At 48.0% G+C, this 24550-nt stretch carries 22 protein-coding genes; 17 read left to right on the top strand and 5 right to left on the bottom strand.

Annotated elements, in window-relative coordinates:
- Nucleotides 1-53: 53 nt before the first annotated feature.
- Complete coding sequence (locus HPY31_RS11560; RefSeq protein ID WP_172140823.1) at nucleotides 54-836, bottom strand: SDR family oxidoreductase; 783 nt, start codon at nucleotides 834-836, stop codon at nucleotides 54-56.
- 229 nt (nucleotides 837-1065) lie between these two features.
- Between HPY31_RS11560 and HPY31_RS11555 the strand changes: the two genes are divergently transcribed.
- The 4 genes from HPY31_RS11555 to HPY31_RS11540 all read left to right on the top strand — a co-directional run bounded on the left by HPY31_RS11555 (nucleotide 1066) and on the right by HPY31_RS11540 (nucleotide 5755).
- Complete coding sequence (locus tag HPY31_RS11555) at nucleotides 1066-2139, top strand: branched-chain amino acid aminotransferase (protein ID WP_172140821.1); 1074 nt, start codon at nucleotides 1066-1068, stop codon at nucleotides 2137-2139.
- 162 nt (nucleotides 2140-2301) lie between these two features.
- Nucleotides 2302-3018 (top strand): GntR family transcriptional regulator, encoded by a 717-nt coding sequence (locus HPY31_RS11550; protein WP_172140819.1) that lies wholly within the window; start codon nucleotides 2302-2304, stop codon nucleotides 3016-3018.
- Nucleotides 3019-3044: 26 nt separating this feature from the next.
- Nucleotides 3045-3677 (top strand): sterol desaturase family protein, encoded by a 633-nt coding sequence (locus tag HPY31_RS11545; protein ID WP_172140817.1) that lies wholly within the window; start codon nucleotides 3045-3047, stop codon nucleotides 3675-3677.
- 473 nt (nucleotides 3678-4150) lie between these two features.
- Nucleotides 4151-5755: a glutathione ABC transporter substrate-binding protein gene (locus tag HPY31_RS11540; RefSeq protein ID WP_172140815.1), complete on the top strand. Its 1605-nt coding sequence runs from the start codon at nucleotides 4151-4153 to the stop codon at nucleotides 5753-5755.
- On the opposite strand, the gene HPY31_RS11535 is transcribed toward HPY31_RS11540, so the two are convergent.
- Nucleotides 5742-6200, bottom strand: a complete 459-nt coding sequence (locus tag HPY31_RS11535; protein ID WP_172140814.1) for a hypothetical protein — start codon at nucleotides 6198-6200, stop codon at nucleotides 5742-5744. The two genes, HPY31_RS11540 and HPY31_RS11535, sit on opposite strands and share 14 nt — an antisense overlap.
- Before the next feature lie 413 nt (nucleotides 6201-6613).
- Here HPY31_RS11535 and HPY31_RS11530 point away from each other — a divergent pair, with 413 nt between their 5' ends.
- The 10 genes from HPY31_RS11530 to HPY31_RS11485 all read left to right on the top strand — a co-directional run bounded on the left by HPY31_RS11530 (nucleotide 6614) and on the right by HPY31_RS11485 (nucleotide 19251).
- Nucleotides 6614-8200 carry a glutathione ABC transporter substrate-binding protein gene (locus tag HPY31_RS11530; RefSeq protein ID WP_172140813.1) on the top strand — a complete coding sequence of 529 codons (1587 nt, stop codon included), beginning with the start codon at nucleotides 6614-6616 and terminating at the stop codon, nucleotides 8198-8200.
- 101 nt (nucleotides 8201-8301) lie between these two features.
- Nucleotides 8302-9873 carry a glutathione ABC transporter substrate-binding protein gene (locus tag HPY31_RS11525; protein WP_172140812.1) on the top strand — a complete coding sequence of 524 codons (1572 nt, stop codon included), beginning with the start codon at nucleotides 8302-8304 and terminating at the stop codon, nucleotides 9871-9873.
- A 37-nt stretch (nucleotides 9874-9910) separates the two neighbouring features.
- Complete coding sequence (locus HPY31_RS11520) at nucleotides 9911-11134, top strand: amidohydrolase family protein (protein ID WP_172140811.1); 1224 nt, start codon at nucleotides 9911-9913, stop codon at nucleotides 11132-11134.
- A 733-nt stretch (nucleotides 11135-11867) separates the two neighbouring features.
- Nucleotides 11868-13442, top strand: coding sequence for a glutathione ABC transporter substrate-binding protein (locus HPY31_RS11515; protein WP_172140810.1), 1575 nt, complete (start codon nucleotides 11868-11870; stop codon nucleotides 13440-13442).
- A 125-nt stretch (nucleotides 13443-13567) separates the two neighbouring features.
- Nucleotides 13568-14197: an NUDIX hydrolase gene (locus tag HPY31_RS11510; protein WP_172141021.1), complete on the top strand. Its 630-nt coding sequence runs from the start codon at nucleotides 13568-13570 to the stop codon at nucleotides 14195-14197.
- Nucleotides 14198-14342: 145 nt separating this feature from the next.
- On the top strand, nucleotides 14343-15779 hold the full coding sequence (locus tag HPY31_RS11505; RefSeq protein ID WP_172140809.1) for an MDR family MFS transporter: 1437 nt from the start codon (nucleotides 14343-14345) through the stop codon (nucleotides 15777-15779).
- Between the two features lie 146 nt (nucleotides 15780-15925).
- Nucleotides 15926-17176, top strand: coding sequence for a GNAT family N-acetyltransferase (locus HPY31_RS11500; RefSeq protein WP_172141020.1), 1251 nt, complete (start codon nucleotides 15926-15928; stop codon nucleotides 17174-17176).
- Nucleotides 17177-17266: 90 nt separating this feature from the next.
- A complete protein-coding gene (locus HPY31_RS11495) occupies nucleotides 17267-17440 on the top strand; it encodes a hypothetical protein (RefSeq protein ID WP_016739076.1) in 174 nt (57 codons plus the stop codon).
- Nucleotides 17441-17517: 77 nt separating this feature from the next.
- Complete coding sequence (locus tag HPY31_RS11490) at nucleotides 17518-17994, top strand: PilZ domain-containing protein (protein ID WP_172140808.1); 477 nt, start codon at nucleotides 17518-17520, stop codon at nucleotides 17992-17994.
- Between the two features lie 114 nt (nucleotides 17995-18108).
- Nucleotides 18109-19251, top strand: coding sequence for a DUF2087 domain-containing protein (locus HPY31_RS11485; protein ID WP_172140807.1), 1143 nt, complete (start codon nucleotides 18109-18111; stop codon nucleotides 19249-19251).
- Here the strand turns inward: HPY31_RS11485 and HPY31_RS11480 are convergent.
- The 3 genes from HPY31_RS11480 to HPY31_RS11470 form a co-directional block, all read right to left on the bottom strand.
- Nucleotides 19248-19565: a hypothetical protein gene (locus HPY31_RS11480; RefSeq protein ID WP_172140806.1), complete on the bottom strand. Its 318-nt coding sequence runs from the start codon at nucleotides 19563-19565 to the stop codon at nucleotides 19248-19250. The two genes, HPY31_RS11485 and HPY31_RS11480, sit on opposite strands and share 4 nt — an antisense overlap.
- A 116-nt stretch (nucleotides 19566-19681) precedes the next feature.
- Nucleotides 19682-20134, bottom strand: coding sequence for a spore coat protein GerQ (gene gerQ / locus HPY31_RS11475; RefSeq protein ID WP_016739072.1), 453 nt, complete (start codon nucleotides 20132-20134; stop codon nucleotides 19682-19684).
- Between the two features lie 32 nt (nucleotides 20135-20166).
- Nucleotides 20167-20589: a cell wall hydrolase gene (locus HPY31_RS11470; protein WP_012685322.1), complete on the bottom strand. Its 423-nt coding sequence runs from the start codon at nucleotides 20587-20589 to the stop codon at nucleotides 20167-20169.
- A 168-nt stretch (nucleotides 20590-20757) separates the two neighbouring features.
- Here HPY31_RS11470 and HPY31_RS11465 point away from each other — a divergent pair, with 168 nt between their 5' ends.
- From HPY31_RS11465 to HPY31_RS11455, 3 genes are read left to right on the top strand one after another with little or no spacing between them, the layout of a single operon-like run.
- Nucleotides 20758-21174 (top strand): MerR family transcriptional regulator, encoded by a 417-nt coding sequence (locus tag HPY31_RS11465; protein ID WP_172140805.1) that lies wholly within the window; start codon nucleotides 20758-20760, stop codon nucleotides 21172-21174.
- Nucleotides 21171-22742, top strand: a complete 1572-nt coding sequence (locus HPY31_RS11460; RefSeq protein ID WP_172140804.1) for a class I adenylate-forming enzyme family protein — start codon at nucleotides 21171-21173, stop codon at nucleotides 22740-22742. Before HPY31_RS11465 ends, HPY31_RS11460 begins: the two co-directional genes overlap by 4 nt.
- Nucleotides 22739-24550, top strand: a complete 1812-nt coding sequence (locus HPY31_RS11455) for an acyl-CoA dehydrogenase family protein (RefSeq protein WP_172140803.1) — start codon at nucleotides 22739-22741, stop codon at nucleotides 24548-24550. Before HPY31_RS11460 ends, HPY31_RS11455 begins: the two co-directional genes overlap by 4 nt.

Raw genomic sequence — 24550 nt, 5'->3', positions numbered from 1 at the left:
GAATAAATAGAAGAAGCACAATCTGCTAGAAACGGCGGATTGTGCTTTTTCAGTTATCGGATGAACCCGCCTTCGGAATGCATAATCTGTCCCGTAATCCACTCCGCTTCGTCACTTGCCAGAAAAGCGACAAGACGTGCTGCATCCTCGGGCTGACCGATCCGTCCGAATGGAAATTGCTTCAAAAGGTAATGCTTGATTTCGTCATTCATCCAGCCTGTATCGGTGGGTCCTGGATTTACAGCGTTGACCGTAATCCCTCTCGTGGCTACTTCGGCAGCCAGTGTCGTCGTCAGGGCATCCACGGCTCCTTTTGTTGCCGCATACGCGATCTCGCCGACCATCGGGCCTTTGGACTGACCAGATGTCATGTTGATGATTCGGCCTCCTCGTTGTTGGGAGAAGCGACGTGCAAATTCCACACTGAGCATTGTGGTTGCCCGCACATTGATGGCATAATGTGCGTCCAAACTGGCGATATCCAGCGCCTCGAAGCCGTCATTTGTTGAATGGCAAGCGTTGTTGACGAGGATGCTCGGAGCGCCCAATTGTGCTGTAGCTGCGTCGAGCACCTCCTTGTAGGCATCGGGCTGGGAAAGGTCGACCTCGATCCCGGCGCACCTGACTCCGTAGCGTCTGATCTCTTCCTGCAAGATGGCGGGTTCATCCTTTTGCATTCCATAGGGCATGGATTGGTCATAGGCGGTCCAATATGTATGGAAAATATCGGCTCCGTGTGAGGCAAGCATTTTACAAATAGCAGCCCCAATCCCTTGAAGGCGGCTGGCTCCTGTTACGATGGCAATTTTTCCGTGCAAGCGAAGGTGCGTGGTCATACATATCCCTCCTCATTCTGTCACTATCCATTCTTTTCGGGATACCTATTCCTTTCAACCTGCCTGCGAAGAAAAAAATCGATCACGAAATTTTTGCGAAGTTTTCGCTAAATAACCAGAAATTGTAGAGGTAGGACAAACTTACGCTGGAAATCATGCAAAATTGTTGCTATTTTGTATATATAGGAAGTTTCAAATCGTGGTTTTCATACTAAGGGAGATGTAGAAGATGGAGTGTCAGTTAACAATTACCCGGACAGAACAGAAAAAAGAGAAACCAGCTTCTGACAAGCTGGGGTTCGGTGTGCATTTTACCGATCATATGTTCACCATGGATTATACTGAAGGTAAAGGATGGCATGATCCACAAATTGTCCCTTACTCTCCGCTGACATTGGACCCGGCAGCAATGGTGTTCCATTATGGACAAGCTGTCTTTGAGGGCTTGAAAGCTTATCGCAATCAAGAGGGCAAGGTTCGCTTGTTCCGTCCTGATCAAAATTTCAAGCGTATGAACCGTTCATTGGAGCGTATGAGCATGCCGCTGATCGACGAGGAATTCATGGTCGAGGCATTGAAACAGCTGGTGGCAGTAGATAAAGATTGGATTCCAACAGAAAGCGGACAGTCTCTCTACATTCGTCCCTTCGTAATCGCGACAGAGCCATGCTTTGGTGTGCGCGCTTCGCATACGTACAAATTGGTGATCGTGCTCTCTCCAGTTGGAGCGTACTATGCGGGTGGCATGAAGCCCGTGAAAATTTACGTAGAAAACAACTATGTTCGTGCGGTAAGAGGCGGAACAGGAAACGCAAAAGTGGCAGGTAACTACGCAGGCGGTCTGAAAGCACAAGTCGAAGCAAAAGAAAAAGGCTATGAGCAAGTGCTGTGGCTGGATGGCGTAGAGAACAAATATATTGAAGAAGTAGGCAGCATGAACGTGTTCTTCAAAGTAAAAGGGGAAGTGTGGACCCCAGCATTGAACGGCAGCATCCTGGAGGGTATCACGAGAGATTCGACGATCCAATTGCTCAAGGACTGGGGAATTCCAGTCGTAGAGAAGCGGATTTCCATGGAAGACCTGCATACCGCTTACGTCAACGGTGAGCTGGAAGAAGCATTCGGCACGGGAACAGCTGCTGTTATTTCCCCAGTCGGTGATCTGAACTGGAACGGACATCAGATGATCATCAACGGTGAAAAAACAGGAGAATTGACGACGAGACTGTACGACGAGATGACAGGAATCCAGTACGGTGAGCGTGAAGACAAGTTTGGCTGGTCGGTAGAAGTGACAGAGTAATTACGCCAGTATAACAAGAGGCATAGCCTACTCTTTTTCGAAAGAGGGCTATGCCTTTTTTGATTGTGTAGGTCACCTCTTGACAGGAGTTGTGTAAAATATTACCTTTTGTGGTAATACCACAAAAATTTGTTGTAGGACCAGGATCGTAGGGAGGCGACAATGACAATGGAGAAAAAAGGGGGAAAGAAAGAACGGACGTCGGATCAAATTGAGAAGAAATTAATCAGAGCAATTTTGACCCGAGAGTACCCTGCAGGAAGTACGCTGCGGCCAGAACGAGAGTTGGCAGAGCGCTACGGGGTAGGTCGGCCAACCGTTAGAGAAGCACTGCAACGCTTGGAAAGAGATGGCTGGATCACTGTGCGGAAAGGACATCCGGCAATTGTCAACGATTATTGGCATCAAGGCAATATAATGACCCTAGTCCATATCATTCAAAACCACGACGATGTTACGGATGAGTTTATTTCGTACTTGCTGGAACTGCGGATATCGTTGGCGCCTGTTTACATTCGTAACGCGGTTGTTGCTCATCAGCCGAAGGTGGTCGCATTGCTTGCCAATCTCGATCAACTCAAACCTGATGCTGATTCTTATGCAGCATTTGACTGGGAGCTACAGAAAAATCTGACGAGGCTCTCCCCAAATCCTATCTATTTACTGATTGTAAACAGTTTTGATTCCTTTTACCTAAAAATGGCACGAAAGTATTTTTCCACCCCGGAACACCGAGAGGCATCTTGGCACTATTACCATGAACTTTTGAACGTCGCTTTACAAGGTGATTACATCGAAGCAGAGCGTGTAGCCAGAAAGGCAATGGAAAAAAGTTTGGAGCTGTGGAGAAACCGAACCGTGTTGGAACAAGACAAGTGAAGGAACACAAGAGGAGGGCGTTTTTGTTGAAGGCAAAGTATCTAAAGGAATTCTTTACGTTTCCGGATATCCTCATCATGAGCATCCTATTTCTGATTAGCTTGTCTATCACTTTTTCTGAATGGTACGTGTTGAAAACATGGGTGGCACTCGTGGCGGGGATGATTGGATATGCGGCAAGCGAATACTTGATTCATCGATTTCTCTTTCACCTCAAACCGCCTAGAAATCCATTTTTTCTCCAAATGTTAAAGCGCTTACATTATGATCATCACGCCGATCCCAACAACTTGCACCTGTTATTCTTGCCCGTGTGGTACAGCTTGCCGCTCATTGCAGGAACCGGAGCCATTTGTTACCTGCTTACTTCTGACGTGATTGTGACCAATGCCTTTGTTACAGGCGTGATCGGATTTCTGCTATTTTATGAATGGACGCATTATATCGCCCACCGCCCGGTTCAACCCATATCTCCATGGGGGCGCTGGATGAAAAAGCTCCATCTTTGGCATCACTTCAAAAACGAACATTATTGGTACGGTGTTACCAGCCCTGTTTTTGACGTCATGCTGGGAACTTACAAGAATGAACAGGATGTCGAGAAAAGTTCGACCGTGAGGGATCTGGAAAGACGGTGGGACAAAGATGTTGAACTATAAATGTTCTTTCATGCACGGCCATCCCTTTTTGAGGGATGGTTTTTTATCTTCTTAAGTTTTAGAAGCTATCGCTAAACCGCTCAAGCTAGCGAGAAGAAAAAGCACAGGGCTCGCAGACCTTGACAAAGCCAGCCCAGACGGAACTTAAAAAAGGGGACCACGCTAGTCGAACACTTCTTCCTCGAGAAACGTCCGCCCGTAGGGTGGCTTTGGCTCGACGGTCCCCTTTTTTAAGTGGAGATGTCCAGTGAATCCCCCCTTGCGAGCGTGTCAGAGTCGAAGAGACCTGTGCTTTTTCTCCTCCACTATGTAGGCACCTTCAATAGAGTTATTTTTAACATTCAAAAACGACCTAGTAAAGAAAGTGAAAAGAAAGGTAAAGATAATGAAAAGATTAATAGTAAGAAAATTAGTAATATTTAGTCATGTCATATTCTTTTCATTCTATCATCCAGAATAAGGGGGCATTCACAGTGAAGAAGAAGCACATGCTACGATCCATCCTCGCCCTGTCTTTCTTGGTTTCCACAGTCCTAGCAGGCTGTGGTGGCAGTCAGACATCCAGTGGGACGAATTCCGCGTCCAACTCCAATCAAGCTTCGACTAGCCCCGCGTCTTCATCGGCCGCAGCGGGTGGAGGCGGAACCCTGATTATTGCCCGCCTGTCCGATGCCAATAATCTGGACCCGCATTTCAGTACCCAGATTAATTCCATGGCGGTGACGCAGCACAAGCTCTATGAAGGTCTGGTCATGATGGATCGGAATAGCGAGTACAAACCTCTTTTGGCAAAGGAATGGAAACAAAAAGATGATGTCACCTGGGAGTTCACAATGCGTGACGGTGTTACCTTCCACGATGGGGAGCCTTTTAATGCGGAAGCGGTGAAAAAGACGATCGACCGCATTTTGGACAAAGACAATCCGACTCCCAAAGCAAACATGTTTGGCATGATTAAAGAAGTGAAGGTCATTGACCCACTGAAGGTGGAGATTATTTTACATTATCCGTTCGCAGGGCTCCTGTCCGTTCTGGCGAGTGCCGAGGGTGGCATCATTAGTCCGAAGGCGATGAAGGAATTTGGCAAAGAGTTGTCCAAGAAACCGGTAGGGACGGGGCCGTTCATCTTTGAATCATGGACACCTGGACAGGAAATCGTCTTGGTGAGAAATGAGAAGTATTGGGGAAACAAGCCGAAGCTGGAAAAAGTCGTTTTCAAGACCATTCCTGAGGACGCGACACGTGTAGCCATGGTGGAGACAGGGGAAGCTCATGTCGCAGAGCAGCTACCGGTCACTGAACTGGAAAGGGTACAGAACTCGCAGAGCATGTCTTTGGGGCGGTTCGAATCATTCGCGGTTGACCATATCGGGATGAACGTCAAGCAGAAGCCTTTTGACGATGTTCGTGTCCGTCAGGCCATCGCCCATGCGATTGATAAGGAAGCAATTATTAAAGGGGTCTATAACAATGTCGGAAAAGTAGCGATCTCGTCATTAGGGCCAAAAGTCATCGGCTACAGCCCGAATATTAAAACGCCAGACTACGATTTGAACAAAGCGAAGCAATTGCTCACCGAAGCAGGCTACGCCAACGGATTCAAGGCAACCATCTATCTCAATGACAACAAGGCACGGATCAATGTGGCAGAAGTGTTGCAATCCCAGCTGAAGGGAATCGGGATCGACTTGCAGATTCAAGTGATGGAGTTCGGCGCGTATTTGGAATTGGCGGCAAAAGGGGAAGCGCAAATGTTCATTAGTGGCTGGGGCAATGCGACCGGGGATGCCGATTACAACCAGTACAATCTCTTCCACAGCACGTCAGCAGGTGTGCCAGGCAACCATTCCTTCTACAATAATCCGAAAGTCGATGCGCTGATCGAGGCGGGGCGTAAGGAAAAAGATCCAGAGAAGCGCAAGGAAATCTACGCAGAGGCGCAGCAAATCGAGATGGAGGAGGTGCCGTTGCTGCCATTCCGTAGCAGTGAAAACCTCGCAGCCATTGCAAAAAATGTACAGGGTGTGTACATCAGTCCATCCGGGTACATTGATGTGAGCCAAGTCACGATTCAATAGCAGGAGCTAGAGACCTTCTCCACCAAATGGAGAGGGTCTTTTTTAGTAGATAAGTGGGTAGGAAGGCTTCACCAAAAATCTTGGCGAAGCCAGTATCGTGGCTGCGGTGGGGAGAAGAATATTTCCAGTCTAGGCTCCAGGCTCCGTCCTGCTGGGGGATAAGACTGTCCGCTCCGAAGGGATTTGCGGGGAAACGCAAAAGTGGTAGCCGCTTCGTCGCGCGGGCACGGTTGCGTTTCTTTTGCCCGCAAATCCCTTCTCCGCTTGGTAGGACTCCACAAGTCGCTACGTCTGGAAATATTCTTCTCTGGCGTAACTGATGATCTTCTTCAATCTTTAATTGTTTAAAAACCCGTTTAAGCACGGAAAGCTCGTAGAGGAAACAGGAGAAATAAGCGAAGATCTTAGGGACACCGACCGAGACGGAATGCAAAAAGCGAAACACGCTCTTAAGCGTCCACCTCTGAAAAACCTCCTGAATCGACTACTTTGGACGCGGTTTCGCTTTTTGCATGGAGTCGTGCAGTCAATCCCCCAAGGGGTGGCCCTAGAATCTGAGCATTTTCTCCTGTTTCCTCCCCACCACTACAGCAACATATACTCCAAGTCTATTTTTATTGCATGATTCGCATAAAAGTAGAAAAAGTGAACAAAGAGTAAAGAAAGTGAAAATACAAGTAAAGAGAGTGAAAACGACGTGACAGAATAGTGGGTAAAATGAAATATGTGAGAATGGTCAAAATATTCAAGTACATCTGGCGCAAAAAGCGGTCACGACCGTTTTTTTGACCGCAAGCGGTCACATCAACATGGATGAAAAACAACGAGACGTTTTTCACAAAAGAGGGGGATAACTACATGAAAAAGGCGCGCTTTTTCCAGACGCTGCTTGCCATGACCGTTGCGGTTTCTACAGCGTTGGCAGGCTGCTCACAAGCACCTGGAGCAGCAGGGACTTCCAATTCTTCAGGGCAAACCAATGCTTCATCACCAGCTGGCAAAGAAGGCGGGACACTGGTCATCGCCCGCTTGTCTGACGCGAACAACCTTGACCCACATTTTCTAACGCAAATCAATTCCGCCGCCATCATTCATCACAAGGTATACGAGGGTCTCGTTCGGATGGACAAAGAAAGCAAATATGTAGGCTCACTCGCTTCTGAATGGAAGCAGCTCGATGATGTGACATGGGAATTCAAGCTTCGCTCTGGTGTGACGTTCCACGATGGCACACCGTTCAATGCGGAAGCTGTGAAAAAGACGATTGCACGTGTTCAAGACCCGGCTGTAGGCTCTAACCGCGCCAATTTGTTTGAGGCCATTAAGGAAGTAAAGGTCTTGGATGATACTACGGTTCGATTCATCCTGCACTATCCATACGCACCACTCCTGTCAGTGCTCGCCAGTGCAGAGGGGGGAATTTTGTCACCAAAAGCGATTGAACAGTATGGGAAAGATTTGACCAAGCATCCAACGGGAACAGGGCCTTATAAATTCGAATCATGGACACCTGGTCAAGAGGTCGTCCTAGTGAAAAATGATAATTATTGGGGCGACAAACCGAAGCTGGATAAAGTCGTCTTCAAGACCGTTCCAGAGGATACGACCAGACTCGCGATGGTCGAGACAGGAGAAGCGAATGTAGCTGAGCAATTGCCAGTGACAGAAGTCGATCGGGTGAAAACTTCTCCGAGTATGACACTTGGTCGTTACCCTGCTTTCGCTAGCGATCATATCGGGATTAACAACTCGAAGAAGCCATTCGATGATGTACGTGTTCGTCAAGCGATTGCACATGCAATCGATAAGAAAACCATCCTTCAAGGGGTCTACAACGATGTCGGGACGGTTGCCCATTCCTCCATTACCCCGTCCATGGTTGGTTACAGCCCGAATGTAAAAGACTTGCCTTACGATCTGGAAAAATCAAAAAAACTGTTGGCGGAAGCTGGATACGCCAACGGCTTCAAAGCAACCATTTACTTAAATGATAACAAGGCACGAGTAAGCTTGGCAGAGGTGCTACAGCAACAGCTGAAACAAATCAATATCGATTTGGAAGTGAAAGTGCTAGAGTTCGGTGCTTATATTGAAGCAGCCAACAAAGGCGAAACAGAATTGTTCCTCAGCGGTTGGGGAAATGCCACAGGTGATGCAGACTACAACCAATACAATCTGTTCCACACGAAGTCGCAAGGGGCAGCCGGCAACCATGCTTTCTACAGCAATCCGGAAGTGGACAAGCTGATCGATGAGGGCCGCAAAGAGAAAGACGAAGAAAAACGGAAGCAAATCTACGAAAAAGCACAGCAAATCGAAATGGACGAAGCGGCAATGGTACCATATCGCTTCTCAGAAAACCTTGCAGCGATTCAAAAAGGCGTAGAAGGAGTTTGGATCAGCCCAGCAGGACACATTGAGATCGACGATGTAATAATGCCATAATTTCAGCAAAAAAGTGCTTCACGATCAGCATAGCTTCGCCCATTGGGAACGAGCTATGCTGATTGATTATACACAGAAAGAATAAAAGGGGGGCGAGTCTAGTGAAAAAACAGAAGATGCTAGGTTCAATGCTGGTAGGTATCCTGAGCGTTGGCCTCGTACTTACAGGCTGTTCATCGGGTACAGAGCAAGGTACGGCAGGGACTCCGACTGCGAAGGAAGCTCCGGCAACAGATCAGACGCTGGTGATTGCACGGCAGTCTGACGCAAATAATCTGGATCCGCACTTTATTTCAGCGATCAATGCAGCGAGTGTCGTCCACCACAATGTGTACGAAGGTCTTGTCCAGCGAGATGATAACATGGCGTTCAAACCAATGCTAGCCACGGAATGGAAGCAGTTGGACGATGTCACCTGGGAGTTCAAGCTGCGTCAGGGAGTTAGCTTCCACGATGGTACGCCGTTTAACGCCGAAGCGGTGAAAGCAACCTTCGCTCGCGTACGCGATGAAAAAGTCGCCTCTCCACGTGCATCTCAGTTTAAGATGCTTTCGGAAATAAAAGTAGTGGATGATTACACCGTGCAATTCAAGTTAGCCTACCCGTATTCCCCATTGCTGTCGATCCTTGCCAACCACGAAGGCAGTATCATCAGTCCAAAAGCAATAGAGCAATACGGCAAGGACCTGAGCAAACATCCCGTCGGTACAGGACCGTTCGTATTTGAATCGTGGACACCTGGCCAAGAGATTGGACTTGTAAAAAATGAAAATTACTGGGGGGAGAAGGTAAAATTCAAGAAGGCTGTCTTCAAAGTCGTACCGGAGGACACGACCCGCGTAGCCATGGTAGAGACGGGAGAGGCGCACATCGCTGAACCATTGCCGGTAACGGAAATTGACCGCGTCAGTAATTCCCCTCATATGAGCTTGTACCGAACAGAGGGTTTAGGGACAGATTTCATCGGGTTCAATACCAAGAAGAAGCCGTTTGACGACATCCGTGTTCGTCAGGCGATCAACTATGCGATTGAGACCGATGCGATCATCAAAGGTGTGTACAACGATGTCGGAACGAAAGCGAATTCAGCAGTGAGTCCGAAGGTTCTAGGATACGATGGGGCGTTAAAAGGATACGAGTTCGATCCGAACAAGGCGAAGGCCCTGTTAAAGGAAGCGGGTTATCCAGACGGCTTCAAGACAACCCTGTGGACAGGTGATCGCAAGGAACGGATTAATGCTGCGGAAGTCATTCAGTCCCAGTTAAAGGGAATCGGCATTGATGTAGAGGTAAAAGTGCTTGAGTATGGAGCCTATTTGGATGCAGAAGACAACGGTGAAACAGAGCTGTTCATCAGCGGCTGGGGCAATGCCACTGGAGACGCTGACTACAACCAGTACAATCTGTTCCACTCCAGTTCCTTGGGCAAAGGCGGTAACACAACATTCTACGTGAATAAAGAAGTGGACAAGCTAATCGAAGAGGGGCGCCGTGAGCAGGATACGGAAAAACGCAAGCAAATCTATGCGAAGGTGTTGGAGATTGAAAAGCAAGAAGCACCAATCGTCCCGATCCGCAATCTTGAACATGTCGCTGCAGTCAGCAAAAACATCAAAGGCTTCTGGATCAGCCCTTCTGGGTACATGATGATCAAAGGCATTACGATCGAATAACGCAAACATTTAGAGAGAAAAGGATGGGAGACGAAGCATGAAAGCAAGCTTGTGGATCAAAAATGCGAGTCTGGAATGTGGCTATATAGAGGAGAATGGCATCGTGACGGGAACAAAGACGCAGTGTTTCCACATCTTGTTCACGGACGGTCGCGTTGAGAAAATCGTACCTGCTTTGTCAGATATACCTGACGGGGTATCTGTGTGGGATGCACAAGGCCTACTGATGCTTCCTTCTTTTCGGGAAATGCACATTCATTTAGACAAAACATTTTATGGAGGTTCGTGGCAAGCTGTTCTTTCTGCTCCCAATCGTTTTTTTCGAATCGAGCAAGAGCAGGAACTGCTGCCCCGCCAGCTTCCCGTCGCCCGTGAGCGTGCAGAAAAGCTGCTGGAGTTAGTGCAATCGCACGGCGCTACTCACGTGCGGACGCATTGTAACATTGACCCGGTCATTGGCCTGAAAAATCTGGAAGCCACATTGGAGGCATTGGCAGCTTACCACGAAAAACTTTCCTGGGAAATTGTCGCGTTTCCCCAACATGGCTTGCTGCGCAGTGATTCTGTTTCCCTCGTTCGTGAGGCGATGAAGCATGGAGCCGGACTTGTCGGTGGTGTCGATCCTGCCACGTTTGACGATGATATCGAGAAATCACTTGATACGATGATGGATATAGCGGTTGAAGCGAATGCGGATGTGGACATTCACCTGCACGAGCCTGGTCATTTGGGTGTTTATATTATGAAAAAAGTGGCTGCAATGACGAAGGATGCGGGTTGGCAAGGTCGAGTCACTGTCAGCCATGCTTACGGGCTAGGAGAGGTACCGACCGCAGTGGCCGAAGAGGTCGCGGAGCTTTTCGCCGAGCAGCAAATCGCTGTCATGTCGGCTGTTCCCATTGATATGCCAACCATCCCGATTCCGTTGCTTCATGCAAAAGGCGTCCATGTTGGTTTGGGTAATGACAACATTACTGATCATTGGGACCCATTTGGAACCGGAGATATGCTGCAAAAAGCAAACCGTCTGGCTGAACGGTTCCGGTGGATCGATGAGCGATCTCTATCGCGTGCACTGGGATTCGTTACTGGTGGCGTGACTCCACTAGATCAAGCTGGCAATCAGGTTTGGCCGAAAGTCGGAGATGAGGCAAATGCGGTTTTTGTCCGTGCCAAATGCTCCGCTGAGGCTGTGGCTAGACTATCTCCGAAGGAAGCGGTGGTTTTCTCGGGCAATATGGTTTGGCAGAAAGATTCATAGGGATAGTAAGCGCAATCCGATCTTCTCCAGAAGGTCGGATTTTTCATGTGTTTTAAAAGTGGCTGTAGTGGGGAAGAAGTGCATTTCCAGTCTACGCTTCGGCCTCCGCCCCGCAAGAGGGATCGACTGTTCGCTTCGGAATAAATGGCAGGAGCGCTTCAAACCAGAAAACGCGAATGCGTTTTTGTATGTAATAAAAGCTGAAATTCCCCGCCATTTATTCCTACGCTGAGATGGGCTCCAGAGGCGCTTGGACTGGAAATGCACTTCTTCCGGCGTAGCTTTGATTAATTACTTGAAAGTCGATTCTAGTTGATTAAAATTACTTAGTTAACTATATGCTGTTTTCATATCAAACTCATTCATTAGAATGCTAAAAAAGGTCAATCATAAAGAACCTTCAATCATTTTCTTGTTGCCTTTCATATACAGATCGGAAAATCAGCAAAAGCAACGCCAAAGAAGCGTGTTTCCCGTCATTCATACCGGAGCGGACAGTCTTCACCCCCTTGCGGGGCGTAGGCCGAAGCGAAGACTGGAAACACGCTTCTCCACCACGGCTACGGTATCAAGTGTATTTTCACAATTATTGATCTGTACAAAATTAAATAAAAGTAAAAATATTATAAATTGATGTAAAGATGCTGAAAGGTTCGGTTGGGAATCTACCGTATAATGCAAATAAGAAATACATTCAGAATTTTCGACAGTATTCTACAGGGGGTAGACACAAATGAAGAAAACGCGCGTGGTCGGTTCCTTGTTGGCTCTGACATTGACGGTTAGTGTTGCGCTGACTGGATGTGGGGGTGCGAGCTCGGAGCAATCCGGTTCGACGAATACAACTGCTGCTGAAGCTCCGAAAGAAGGGGGAACCCTGATTGTCGCTCGCAAGGCAGACGCCAACAATTTGGACCCGCATTTCATCTCCAATATTCCTTCGGCAAACTATGTGTATGGAAAAGTGTATGAGAGCTTGGTTTCTCGCGATAAAAACGGCGAGTACAAGCCTACTCTAGCAACTGAATGGAAACAGCTTGATGACTTGACATGGGAGTTTAAGCTTCGTGAGGGCGTTACGTTCCACGATGGTACACCCTTTACAGCAGACGCTGTGAAAAAGACGTTCGAACGAGTACGCGATCCAAAGGTTGCATCACCGCGTGCATCCAACTTCTCCATGATCAAGGAAATCAAGGTCGTGGATGACAAGACTGTACATTTCGTACTGGAATATCCTTTTGCACCGCTGCTCTCCATCTTGGCTAGCTCAGAAGGAAGTATCATCAGCCCGAAAGCAATCGGCGAGCATTCCGATACATTGGCGAAGCAGCCTGTGGGAACCGGACCTTTCAAATTTATATCATGGACACCGGGTCAAGAAATGAAACTCGCAAAAAATGATAGCTACTGGGGTGAAAAGCCAAAGGTAGATGAAGTATTGTATAAGGTTGTTCCAGAAGATACGACGCGTGTAGCGATGATCGAAGCAGGCGAAGCGCACATCGGCGATCAGCTTCCCGTGACGGAAGTAGAGCGTGCACAGGCATCTCCTGGGATGAACATGGTGCGTGCAGAAGGCTTGGGTGTGGATTACATCGGCTTTAACGTGCAGAAGAAGCCATTTGATGATGTACGTGTACGTCAAGCTGTCGCACATGCTATCGAAAAGCAAGCCATTGTACAAGGGGTATACAACAATGTAGGAACACAGGCTGTTTCCTCGCTGTCACCAAAAGTCATCGGCTACAACCCGAATCTCCAGGATTACGCGTATGACGTCAATGCAGCAAAAGCACTGCTCGCAGAAGCAGGTTACCCAAACGGCTTCAAGACAACCATCGTGACAGATGACCGTAAAGAGCGAATGAACGTAGCAGAAGTCATCCAGTCACAGTTGAAAGGCATCGGCATTGATTTGGAGATCAAAGTAATGGAATACGGTGCGTATCTGGAGTACGCGGACAATGGTGAGCATGCGATGTTCATCGGGGGCTGGGGCAATGCAACAGGGGATGGCGACTACAACCAGTACAACGTCTTCCACAGCACTTCGAAAGGTAGCGCAGGTAACATGGCGTTCTACAACAATCCAGAGGTAGACAAGCTGATTGAAGAAGGACGTCGCGAAAAAGATGCGCAAAAACGCAATGAAATTTACGCAAAGCTGCAAGAAATCGAGCTGAAGGAAGTACCGATTCTTCCAATCCGTACGATTGACCATGTGGCGGTTACATCCAAGAATGTAAATGGCTTCTGGCTGAGCCCTGTTGGCTACTTGATGCTGGATGATGTATCGATCAACTAATGGTGATAGAAGGGATGGCGCTTGTCGCTGTCCCTTTTTTCGTCAATAGAGGAATTCACGTTCTGAACCGGGAATGTAACTTGGGGAAGAGAAATGCTCAAGAGACAAGTCACGGGGTGGAAAACATGCAGGAAGAGCAGCTAGACATATTTGACGAAGCAGGACAGCATATCGGGGTAGAAGCGCGTAGCGAAGTACACCGCTTGGGGCTGTGGCACCAAACCTTTCACTGCTGGATTTATCGTGTAGTAGATGACCAGATTGAAATGTTGTTCCAAAAAAGACATCCACAAAAAGATACTTTTCCAGATCTGCTCGACATTACCTCTGCCGGTCATCTTCTCGCCGCGGAACAGCCGTGTGACGGCATGCGGGAATTGGAGGAGGAGCTAGGCTTGTCCGTCAGCTTTGAGGAATTGGACCCGTTAGGCGTAATTCGTGATGTCATGGTTGCCCCCTTTATCATTGATAAGGAAATGTGCCATACATTTTTGTATGAATGCGATCAACCCTTACACGAGTACCGTATACAGGAAGAAGAAGTCACGGGGCTGTTTTGGGTCAGTCTGCCTGAGTTAGAGCGGTTGTTTGCGGGCGAGATCGGACAGATGACGGTGAATGGATTTTTGCTAACGGAAAATGGTGAACCAAAGGATATAGCAATGATCGCGGCCAAGGCTGACTTTGTACCACATGAAGTGCATTATTACCAGCAGGTGTTTGCAGCAGTGAAACGACGCGCAGCCAATCGATAACCCTGAACGGAAAAACAATGCCTCGCTTGTTATTTGACAAGACGAGGTTTTTCGTTGGTCGAGAAGGATTGTTCTTTCATGTGGTATACTAAACAATGCTTTTTCGCTACTCGCGATCATGCGTACATAGAGAGAGGAGATCGAGATGAGACTACAGATTATGATTGCCCTTATGCTCTCGACATTCCTTGCTGCGATGGAAGGAACGATTGTGAGTACAGCCGTACCGCGCATTACGAGTGATTTGGCAGGCTTTGAACAGGTGAGCTGGGTATACGCCATCTACATGCTTGCCACTGCCGTATCTGCTCCCATTTACGGCAAACTAGCTGATTTATTTGGCCGAAAAAACGTGTTGTTAATCGGGATCGGCATCTTTTTATTAGGTTCTACGCTCTGTGGAGTGGCGACGTCAATGTGGCAGCTCATTATTTTTCGTGCCATTCAAGGCTTGGGTGCAGGTTCAGTCATGCCGATTACGATGACCATTATCGGTGATTTGTATACGGAGCAGACTGCCCGAGCAAAAGCGCAGGGTTGGATTAGTGCTGTATGGGGACTTTCCGGTGTGGCAGGTCCGTTGGTCGGAGGATTTTTGGTCGATACACTGACGTGGCGTTATATCTTTTTTCTTAATTTGCCTTTTGGACTTGTATCGTTTTTCATGCTCATCTTTTTGTACAAGGAAAAACTTGCCGTCAAAGAAAAGCGTCATATCGATTATCCGGGCGCGCTTATTTTTTCGGTCGGGACCATCGCCTTGTTGTATGCCTTGTTAACAGGTAGCCAGAATCAATCCTGGACCAGTCCAGTGACGATTTCCTTGATCGTTTTTGCTTTGGTGACCTATCTGGTGTTTGTATCGGTGGAGAAGAAATCGGCTGAGCCGCTGATTCCGCTTTCGCTTTTTACCAATCGAAATGTAACCATGATCAATCTGCTGACGCTTTTGACCAATGGAATTGTAATCAGCATGGTGGTTTACTTGCCGATATGGAGCCAGGGAGTCTTGGGCGAAAGCGCGACGATGGCGGGCTTTGTCCTGACACCGATGCCAGTTTGCTGGACGATTGGCTCTATCCTTGCGGGGAACTTGTTAGGAAAGCTGCGAGCGGAACAGTTATTTATCGCAGGGACAGCCGTTCTGACGGTAGCGACAACATTGTTGAGCTTCCTATCCACTCACTCAGCGGGATACCTCATTTATGTGGCTGTGGGCTCAATTGGTTTGGGAATGGGACTCATTTCCCCAATCGTTATGGTGAAAATTCAATCGTCTGTTGCAGTCGACAAGAGGGGGACTGCCATTGCCCTCAATACATTCACGGGTACATTTAGCCAAACCTTCGGGGCAGCGGTATTTGGAATGTTGTTCAACATGGTGACTGTAGCAAGTGGCCATACGAATTTAGGGGCATCGTTTGAACACGGCTCGATCCCTGTGGCCCAGCTGGCACAGATTCGAGACTTATTGGCTAGCGGTGTTCATGTGGTCTTCACAGGCACCTTTGTGCTTGCGATAAGCAGCTTTGTTCTGACCCTTTTGATCGCAAAAGGAAACCGAGTAAAGCAGACACACTAATTCGAAGACGTCCGCCGCGTGCGGACGTTTTTTAATATTTGGTTACAGTTTTCCAAAAAATGCAAAATTCATATTGCCAGCTGTTACATTCATCGTTACTATTTTCCTAGATGCCGAATTTCTTGCAGACAGGAGTGCATGAGATGATGGAGGAGATTCGCCCGGTTTCCATTGACGATATCGATGAGGTCGTGAGAATTGCAGCGCTGAGCTACCCTGGAAGCAATCTACTGGGTGCAGAGAGCAGACAGCGATTTGCCGAACGCGTAAGGGAGACGATCGAAAACGACCCACATGTTAGCTACCACGGCTGCTACCGTGATGGACAATTAGCGGGTATAATGAAATGGTACGATTTTCCTATGAATGTTCTCGGTACACCGCTTTTGACTGGCGGAATTGGGCTGGTCGCCGTAGACCTTTTGCATAAAAAGGAAAAGGTCGCGATGTCGATGCTTCAAGGTTTTCTTTCCAGCTATCGGGAACGGGGAGTCACGCTGGTCTCTCTTTATCCGTTTCGTGTTGATTTCTACAAGCAAATGGGGTTTGGAATAGGGACCAAGGTTCATCAATACAAGTTCAAGCCGTCCAGCCTGCCGTTTGTAGGCAAGGACAAAATCGTTTATATAAGAAAAGAGGACAAAGAAGAACTATCTGCTTGCTATCATCGCATCGCCCGTCAAACTCATGGCATGATCAAGCGAACAGACCGTGAGTGGGACAGACTCCTCGATGTCCCTGAAATGATTGTCGTCGGTTACAAAAAGGAAGGGAGATTCGCCGGCTATCTCGCTTTCCAGTTCCAGAGCGCTCATGAAAAAAACAAACTCATCAACAACATAGAAGTAAGAGAGCTTCAGTATGAGAGCCGCGAAGCACTCGCGCAACTGCTCTCTTTCCTACGGAGCCAGGCCGATCAGATTCAGCGAATCGAGTTCACGACGACGGACGAAGATTTTCACTTGTTGCTATCCGATCCGGGAAATGGAACGGATTCGATTTTATGGAGCATTTATCATGAGAGCCATGTATCTGGAGTCGGTCTGATGTATCGGATCATTGATGTACCAGGATTTTTCCGTCAGCTGTCCCACCACCAATTTGGTTCGGAAACAGTGAATGTAAAGCTGACGATCCGCGATTCGTTCCTGCCTGTGAATGAAGGAACATGGCTCATCAAGTTTGTCGATGGACGTCCGGAAGTAGGAGAGGCAGCGGAGTCTGACGTTTCGATGGAGCTAGATATTTCGGATTTTTCTTCACTCGTGATGGGGGTAGTAACGGCCCGCAAGCTGTATCAATACGGCCAGTTGGAGCTGGATGCACCAGAAAAGCTCCCCATTTTGGATAGACTGTTTGCTGTTTCCGAGAAGCCGAGAAGTGTGACAACCTTTTAAAAAAGAAGGTTCGTCACGTTTTTGACACATTTGGTTATCTTATTTTGCTTCCTCCCATATGTTGTTAGTAAATGGGAGGAGGTAGGGTTTATGATCTTTCTAACACTGGTTATCTTTTTTGCATTTCTTTTGATTGTTTGGGTGGTTGTTAGACTCCTCTTCCGGCTGGAAAAGCATGATTCCATCACACATGATGAGAGGGAATTATGGAACCGTTTTCAGGTGAAGGAGCAGGAGATCAGATACCGAAAGCCCAAAAAATAAAAAGAAAGGCGCCAAGATGACAGGCGCTCTTTCTTTTGCGTGTTACCCACTATGAGAAGAGAAAGAAGGAGAAAACAATGCCAGGTAGATCAGAGGGGCATCAACGTGAATTTTTTCGCTTACGTCTAGAATACGCCCTCTGTGCAGACATGACCATTGTGCTGGTTAAAGGGAAAACCATGGAGATTGGGAGCACGCAGGTATTGATCGAGGATATTGGGGCAGGTGGACTTCGTTTTCTTTCTCATCTCAAAATGCCAGCAAATGACCAGCTCGTTTTGCAGTTTGCGACGGAATTGTGCGGACAGGCTCTGAAAATGTACGGACACGTCGTTCGCACGATTCCGTGGGAAACGGACTATTACGAATACGCTGTACGGTTTACGATGGAAGAGGAACAGCATCTTGAGATTAATCGCATGGTAAACCGATTGGCCATCCGCTATCGGCAGAAGCGTACAGCAACAGAAGGACGTTTCTACAAAGGTGACCGCCTGACATTTTTAAAAGAGTTGGCTCAAGCAAGTCTTTCGATGCGAGCCAGTGAAGCATAGATAAAAAGGCTTTCTGTTGTGCGAATACAACAGAGAGCTTTTTAATTTGACATGGAATAAACGCGGTGATAAGTTATCTATAATAAGTCAAACGATTAAAGGTTGTGTTTATATATGAGTCTTCACGAAGCATTTTGGAGCGCTTCTCTTCAAGAATGGAAGCAAGGTTACATCGAGCAAGATGAACATTTTATGTGTTTGCTCTGCGGGGAACAGGTGGAGAAAGGAATCATTTATCCCGTGGGGGGTGTCCTGTATGAAGCATCCCGCTTTATCCGCCATCATATCGAGGTTGCGCACGGTTCTGTCTTTACCCATCTGAGCCAGTTGGATAAACGATTGACGGGCTTGTCTGATCATCAAGTTAATTTACTTCGCCTTTTTTACCAAGGAAAGACAGACGCCGAGGTTCAAAATGAAATGGGGATCGGCAGTGCATCGACGATCCGTAATCACCGCTTTGCACTCAAGGAGAAAGAACGTCAGGCCAAGGTGTTCCTGGTCATGATGGAGTTATTGCATGAAGCGGATAAACAGCAATCGTCCAACGATGCCAAATCAAGCAAGCAAAAGAACCCCTCGAAAGTTGGCGATGTCACAGAGTATACTGCGGTCGTAAAGAAATTCCTTCCGAATGGACTATCAGGTCGATTAGAGCGCTTCCCACGCAAGCAAAAGCATAAACTCATCCTGCTCGAAGAGATTTCCAAAAAATTCGAGCTTGATCGTCTCTACACCGAGCGGGAAGTGAATGAGATTCTGGAAGGACTCTACGATGATTATGTGACCTTGCGGAGATATTTAGTCGATGCTGGATTGATGGATAGACAGGCGGATGGCAGTCAATATTGGCGAATCGCTGTGGAAAGTGAAGGAGAGGAGCGGGGAGCGCAGCAGATGAATCGCAAGCAAGAGCTCAAACAAATGTACAAGGAAGTAGAAACCGATGCAGGTGTTTATCAAATAAAGAACAAGCAAACTGACAAAGTCTTCATCGCTAGCACGAATAACCTAAAAACGATCAACGGTAGAAAGTTCATGCTTCAGCATGGCTCGCATCCTAATCGACAGCTGCAAAAAGACTGGGATAAATACGGTCCGGACGCTTTCGAAATCGAAGTGCTAGAGAAGGTTGAAAAGAAAGACCATCCGTATTTTGATCTGAAGGATGCATTGGAAAAACTCGAGGATAAATGGATGAAAAAGCTGGCGCCATATGGTGATCGAGGCTATCACGTGCAAAAAGATCCGTCCTAGTCTCGTCCATCTTCCAGCATGCGGAAGCGCTCCAGGTGATCCCACAGACCTTCCTTTTGCAAGATCTGGATTTGTTTTTCGCCAAGTAAATCAAAATGCGGGAAGGGCGCACGATTATGAATGTAGGCAGGATCGAGTCCGTTGGCAAGGCACCAGTCTGTCAGTAACGAATAATTGGCGCAGCCTACTTTTGTAACGGTTTTGATTCCAGGAAACCGGGGATCCAGCCAATAGTGGGTAAGAAATGCCAATTCGCCTTGACTAACGGCTTGCTTCCAACGGTTTAGTTCGTCTCGTGTAACCCCAAATGCCACTCTTCCTCATCCTTTGCAAAGCGGTTGTGTCTCTCCCTCATTAATAGCATGGAATGATAGATACGTCAAAAAGACAGTTCTCGCCGGGGAAAACTGTCTTTTTGTGCTTGGTTTGCTTACCGAACTCCTGTAGGAAGCTGAGGCGGGATGTAATTCAATTCTTCGTCCGCGGTGATGTAATCCGTGTGGACCATGAGGAGCAAATAGCGTTTGCCGGTTTGCGGATCACTGAGAATGATGTGGTCCCGGCCAGCAGTTTCGAGGACACCGCGGAAAATTTTGGCGTTCCATTGGCTGTTGTTTTCAAACGTTTGGTACACCGTAATGACTTTGCCTCGATTCAGACGAAGGATGTTTTCGATGTACGATTCTTCCAGAACTTGCCCAGGAGTTATGGGCATTCCGGGAATCAAGGATCCGCTTGGTTGCATTGGAACCAGTTGAGGTTGTTGCTGCTGAATCATCTGCTGCTGTTGCTGAGGTATGCCGTATGGATATTGTGCGGATGGGTACATGTCGTAACCGAATTGTTGTTGAGGGTAACCTGTGTAAGGCATTTGTTGACTCATGATGAACTCGCTCCTTTATCTATCTCATTCTTTTAATAGACGCGTGGACAATCTGCTGGTGTTGGAACGAAGAAGCAGTGTGCCTTATAGCGACCGGAGTTTTGTTGATCCCACCAGGTAGCTGGACAGTTTCCGGCAGGCCGGTAAAACCATAATGCGTTGCTAGCCGGACGGGTCTTTTCGCCATTGACTGCGCGCTGTGCCAAGCGTCTTTCTTTATCCCTGGTCCGTTGATAGAAATACGGCTTCTGGACCGCTTCGAATCCTCCCGGAGATTGATAGACCATGTCACGCATGCTGCGAATGTTTTTGAAGTCAAGGCAGTTACCTAAAATCCGATTTACCCCAACGTTGCCAACCATCAACATGCCCAACTCACCTTCACCCTCAGCCTCAGCTCGAATCAGTCTGGCAAGCATATCGACATCTTTGGAGTTCGCTTTGATGACGGCCATTGCTTCACCTCCTTCCCCAAAAATCACAATAACAATATATGGGCGAATAATAGATTGGTGATTGGCCCGATAAATTTTTCATCAAGTTGACGTTTACGTAAACGGCAGTTACAATCATTTTGTTCGGTGAATTCTGAATTTTATAAATGTAAGTAAGGGGCGCTGGACATGAACAGAGAAGGAATACAGAAGGAAGAATCGTGGACCATCTCTGATCTTGCTCAACAATTAGATGTCAGCACCAGAACGATTCGGTACTACGAAGAGCTAGGCTTGATTTTCCCCAGTCGGACAGAGAAGGGCAGCAGGCACTACAACCGAAAGGATCGTGCCAGGCTGCGACTCATTCTGCGAGGGAAACGCTTCGGATTTTCGTTGGATCAGATTCGCGAGATGATTAAGCTGTTTGACGAGGATCGTACAGGTAGGGCGCAGCTTTTGCGAACGATTGAGTACGGCAACCAAAAGCTGGCTGAGATCGACGAGAAAATCATGGAACTCCGACAACTGAGAGAAGACATTCTCGTCTACAAGCAAAACTTTGAACAAAAATTGCTTGAAGAAAATGAGGAGGAGAAACGATGAACGTATCAGCTCTGCTCGCAGCAAACGGAAGGAAATACCCTGACAAGCCCGCTCTGGTTGCAGGAGATGTAGAGGTAAGCTATTCCCAGTGGGATACACGCTCTACGCAGTGGGCTTTCTATTTGCGAGAGCTTGGCATCGAGCAAGGGGATCGCGTCGTCATGCTGATGCCCAATTGTCCGGAGTTTGCCATTTTTTACGTCGCCGTCATTCGCACTGGTGCACTCGTCGTGCCGATCAACGCGCGCTCAACTCAAGAAGAAGTACGACATATATGTGAACATGCCGGAGCAAAGGCACTTCTTGTTCACGATGCCCTCGTGCCGATCGTGAATGAGTGGGTCCTTCAAACGCCGCAGCTTGTGGCAATCAAAACAGGAACGAGCCAAGGGAATTGGCAGGGCATTGCTGATTGGGATGCCACAAACGTTTCTTTTGATGAAATGAATGCGCTTTCTCTACAGCCCTATTTGGTGAACCTGAACGAAGATAGCGAGGTTAGTATCCTCTATACATCAGGAACGACTGGACGACCTAAAGGAGTGCTTTATACACATAGAAGCTTATTGACTGTCGCGAAAATGATGTCGATTGAACTGACGATGACACATCGTTCTCGAATTTTACATTTGATGCCGCTGAGTCACTCGGCTCCGCTCCATCTCTTTTTCATTGCAGGGCTCATGCTTGGCGCCACTCAGGTAATGGCTCTGACCTTCTCCCCGCAGCTTCTATTGGACTTGGTGCAGCAGCATCGGATTACGCATTTCTTCGGAGCTCCGGTGGCGTATTTGTTGACGATGAAGCATCCCGAGTTTGCTGCGTACGATTTGTCTTCCATCGAATATTGGATGTATGGCGGGGCTCCTCTGTCCAAAGAGATGGCTGCGCTCATGGAAGAAGCATATGGACGCGATAAACTGGCGTGCGTCTACGGATTGACGGAGGCAGGACCGACTGGAATGTGTCTTTTGCACCGAGAGCATCCAGATAAAATCGGCAGTATAGGCAATCGTGGTGTATTGTTTGCCGAAATGGAGGTCGTAGATGAGCGAGGAGAGCGATGCGCCAGTGGCGAAGTGGGTGAAATTCGCTTGCGCGGAGAAGGGACCATGAAAGGATACTACAACAATCCAGAGGCTACAGCAGAATCGATACGAGATGGCTGGGTGTATACGGGTGATATTGCACGGGTAGATGAGGATGGCTTTCTGTGGATGATTGATCGCAAAAAAGACGTGATGATCACGGGTGGGGTTAACGTTTACCCCAAGGAAATCGAGCAGTTGTTGGAGTGTCATCCGTTGATTGGCGAGGTAGCGGTTGTAGGTTTGCCACATCTGGAGTGGGGCGAGACGGTTACGGCCTATGTGGTGCTAAAATCAGGAGTTGATAACAATCGGGATTGGCTAGAGGAAATCCAAAGCTTTTTGCGTGGTCATCTCGCGGATTACAAGCTCCCTCGACAGGTCCATATTGTCCCTGCGCTGCCGCGGAATACGAGTGGAAAAGTCCTGAAGCATGTATTGCGTGATGTCAGTTCCCAGAAGGAAGTGGAGCTGCGATGAGTGATTTGCAAACGAGCATCGATCAGCGAACGTACAGTGACAACATCCCGCACCCGCGTATGCCACAGGGGGAAAACTTTTTCAAAGCAGATCCCAATCTCAATTACTTGCTGGAACGTTATCTCCCTGCTTCCATGCATGAATGGGCCAAACAGCAGTTGAGCTGGTTAGGGGCGCAAGTGGCAGGACCCATCGATGAGCGTGCCGCTTATACAGACAGGGAAGGCAAGCCAAGATTGCGCAAGTACAATCGGCTTGGCGAGGATATTTCCGAGATTATTACCCATGAAGGCTACAAGGAAACAGTAGCAGAGGTTTACGGAGCAGGCATCGTCAGTTATTTGTATCAAGACATTCCCGAGTTGGGGAGAAAAGCGCCGTACAGCTATTCCTTTTTCATGGGCTATCTCGTGAGCCAGTCTGAGCCAGGTTTTTATTGCCCTGTCACCTTGTCGATGTCAGCCGCTTATTTACTTGATCGTTACGGCAGCGAAGAACAGAAGGAGCAGTACCTGACAGGACTGACCTCTCGTGACCGCACTCGCTTGTATGAAGGGGCTACTTGGCTGACCGAGAGACAGGGCGGGTCGGATGTCGGTGCGAATTTGACCGTTGCAGAGCCAATAGCAGGTCGGCCGGGAGTGTATCGATTGACAGGAGAAAAGTTTTTTGCGAGCAATGCCGGAGCATTTGTTGCGACTGTTTTGGCGAGAATCGATGAGGAGAAACCGGGGACAAAAGGGCTCGGACTGTTTTTGGTGCCTTGGGTAAAGCCTGACAACGAACGCAATCACATCCAGGTCCGCCGCTTGAAGGAAAAGCTGGGCGTCAACGCCGTACCATCTGCGGAGATACTGTTGAACGGGGCAGAGGGTTATTTAATCGGGGAGCCACAGAACGGCTTCAAATACATGGCAGAAGCCCTGAACCTCTCGCGCATTTGCAATGCGATTGCTTCGATTGGGATTATGCGTCGAGCTTTTTACGAAGCGAGGTATTATGCCGAGCAACGTCGTGCATTCGGGAAGCCAATTGATCAGTACCCGATGGTAAAAGAAATGCTGGTGAGCCTCTTATTGGATACAGAGGTCAGCACGGGTGCGGTGTTTGATATGATTGCTGTCTATGATCGCTTGCAGTCTCATTCCGCGAGCAAAGAGGATAACGCGCTTGCTCGCCTATTGATTCCTTTGCTGAAATACCGTACAGGGGAAGAAGCTGTCAAATCTACCCATACCGCGATTGAAATTCATGGGGGTAACGGCTATATCGAGGAATACGTGACGCCGCGTCTGTTGCGTGACGCGCAAGTTTTGACCGTATGGGAAGGCACCTCGAATATACTGGCACTCGATATTTTGCGTGTGATGCAAAAAGAAAACAGCCACGAAGTGTTTAGCAGAATGCTTCGGGAGCGCATAACTGGCTGGAAGCATGCCTTTTCACAGCCGTACGCCGAGCTGATTCGAACAGAACTGGACATCCTGGAGGAAAATATCGCCTATCTCATGCAACAGACCCACGATTATGTGACGTACAAATTAAAAACGCTCGCAGACCATATGGTAGATTTGTACACCTTATCATGCATCGTCAGTGAAGCAGAGGATCTGGTGACACGTGAGGAAAATGCGCGCAAATACATTTTGGCAAAGCTGTATGCCGAAAAGCATTTCCCTTCACGAGAAAAGCGGGGGATTCAAGTCGATTCTTTGCTGGATGTTCAGTTCTTTACCCAACTGGTGGAGTATCAGTTTGTCAGCGTAGAGGAGTGGGCCCAACAGTCCGCTATTGTTCCGACCCGATAA

Origin of the sequence: Brevibacillus sp. HB1.3, from assembly GCF_013186635.1 — a bacterium.
Classification (GTDB): Bacteria; Bacillota; Bacilli; order Brevibacillales; family Brevibacillaceae; genus Brevibacillus; species Brevibacillus brevis_D.
Note: the sequence above shows the minus strand (reverse complement) of the source record. Positions and strands in the feature narration are given on the sequence as shown.

Coding starts and splice junctions, on each gene's coding strand:
- HPY31_RS11560 (WP_172140823.1), bottom strand. CDS start 836: ATGACCACGCACCTTCGCTTGCACGGAAAAATTGCCATCGTAACAGGA.
- HPY31_RS11555 (WP_172140821.1), top strand. CDS start 1,066: ATGGAGTGTCAGTTAACAATTACCCGGACAGAACAGAAAAAAGAGAAA.
- HPY31_RS11550 (WP_172140819.1), top strand. CDS start 2,302: ATGACAATGGAGAAAAAAGGGGGAAAGAAAGAACGGACGTCGGATCAA.
- HPY31_RS11530 (WP_172140813.1), top strand. CDS start 6,614: ATGAAAAAGGCGCGCTTTTTCCAGACGCTGCTTGCCATGACCGTTGCG.
- HPY31_RS11520 (WP_172140811.1), top strand. CDS start 9,911: ATGAAAGCAAGCTTGTGGATCAAAAATGCGAGTCTGGAATGTGGCTAT.
- HPY31_RS11515 (WP_172140810.1), top strand. CDS start 11,868: ATGAAGAAAACGCGCGTGGTCGGTTCCTTGTTGGCTCTGACATTGACG.
- HPY31_RS11510 (WP_172141021.1), top strand. CDS start 13,568: ATGCAGGAAGAGCAGCTAGACATATTTGACGAAGCAGGACAGCATATC.
- HPY31_RS11505 (WP_172140809.1), top strand. CDS start 14,343: ATGAGACTACAGATTATGATTGCCCTTATGCTCTCGACATTCCTTGCT.
- HPY31_RS11500 (WP_172141020.1), top strand. CDS start 15,926: ATGGAGGAGATTCGCCCGGTTTCCATTGACGATATCGATGAGGTCGTG.
- HPY31_RS11495 (WP_016739076.1), top strand. CDS start 17,267: ATGATCTTTCTAACACTGGTTATCTTTTTTGCATTTCTTTTGATTGTT.
- HPY31_RS11490 (WP_172140808.1), top strand. CDS start 17,518: ATGCCAGGTAGATCAGAGGGGCATCAACGTGAATTTTTTCGCTTACGT.
- HPY31_RS11485 (WP_172140807.1), top strand. CDS start 18,109: ATGAGTCTTCACGAAGCATTTTGGAGCGCTTCTCTTCAAGAATGGAAG.
- gerQ (WP_016739072.1), bottom strand. CDS start 20,134: ATGAGTCAACAAATGCCTTACACAGGTTACCCTCAACAACAATTCGGT.
- HPY31_RS11470 (WP_012685322.1), bottom strand. CDS start 20,589: ATGGCCGTCATCAAAGCGAACTCCAAAGATGTCGATATGCTTGCCAGA.
- HPY31_RS11465 (WP_172140805.1), top strand. CDS start 20,758: ATGAACAGAGAAGGAATACAGAAGGAAGAATCGTGGACCATCTCTGAT.
- HPY31_RS11460 (WP_172140804.1), top strand. CDS start 21,171: ATGAACGTATCAGCTCTGCTCGCAGCAAACGGAAGGAAATACCCTGAC.
- HPY31_RS11455 (WP_172140803.1), top strand. CDS start 22,739: ATGAGTGATTTGCAAACGAGCATCGATCAGCGAACGTACAGTGACAAC.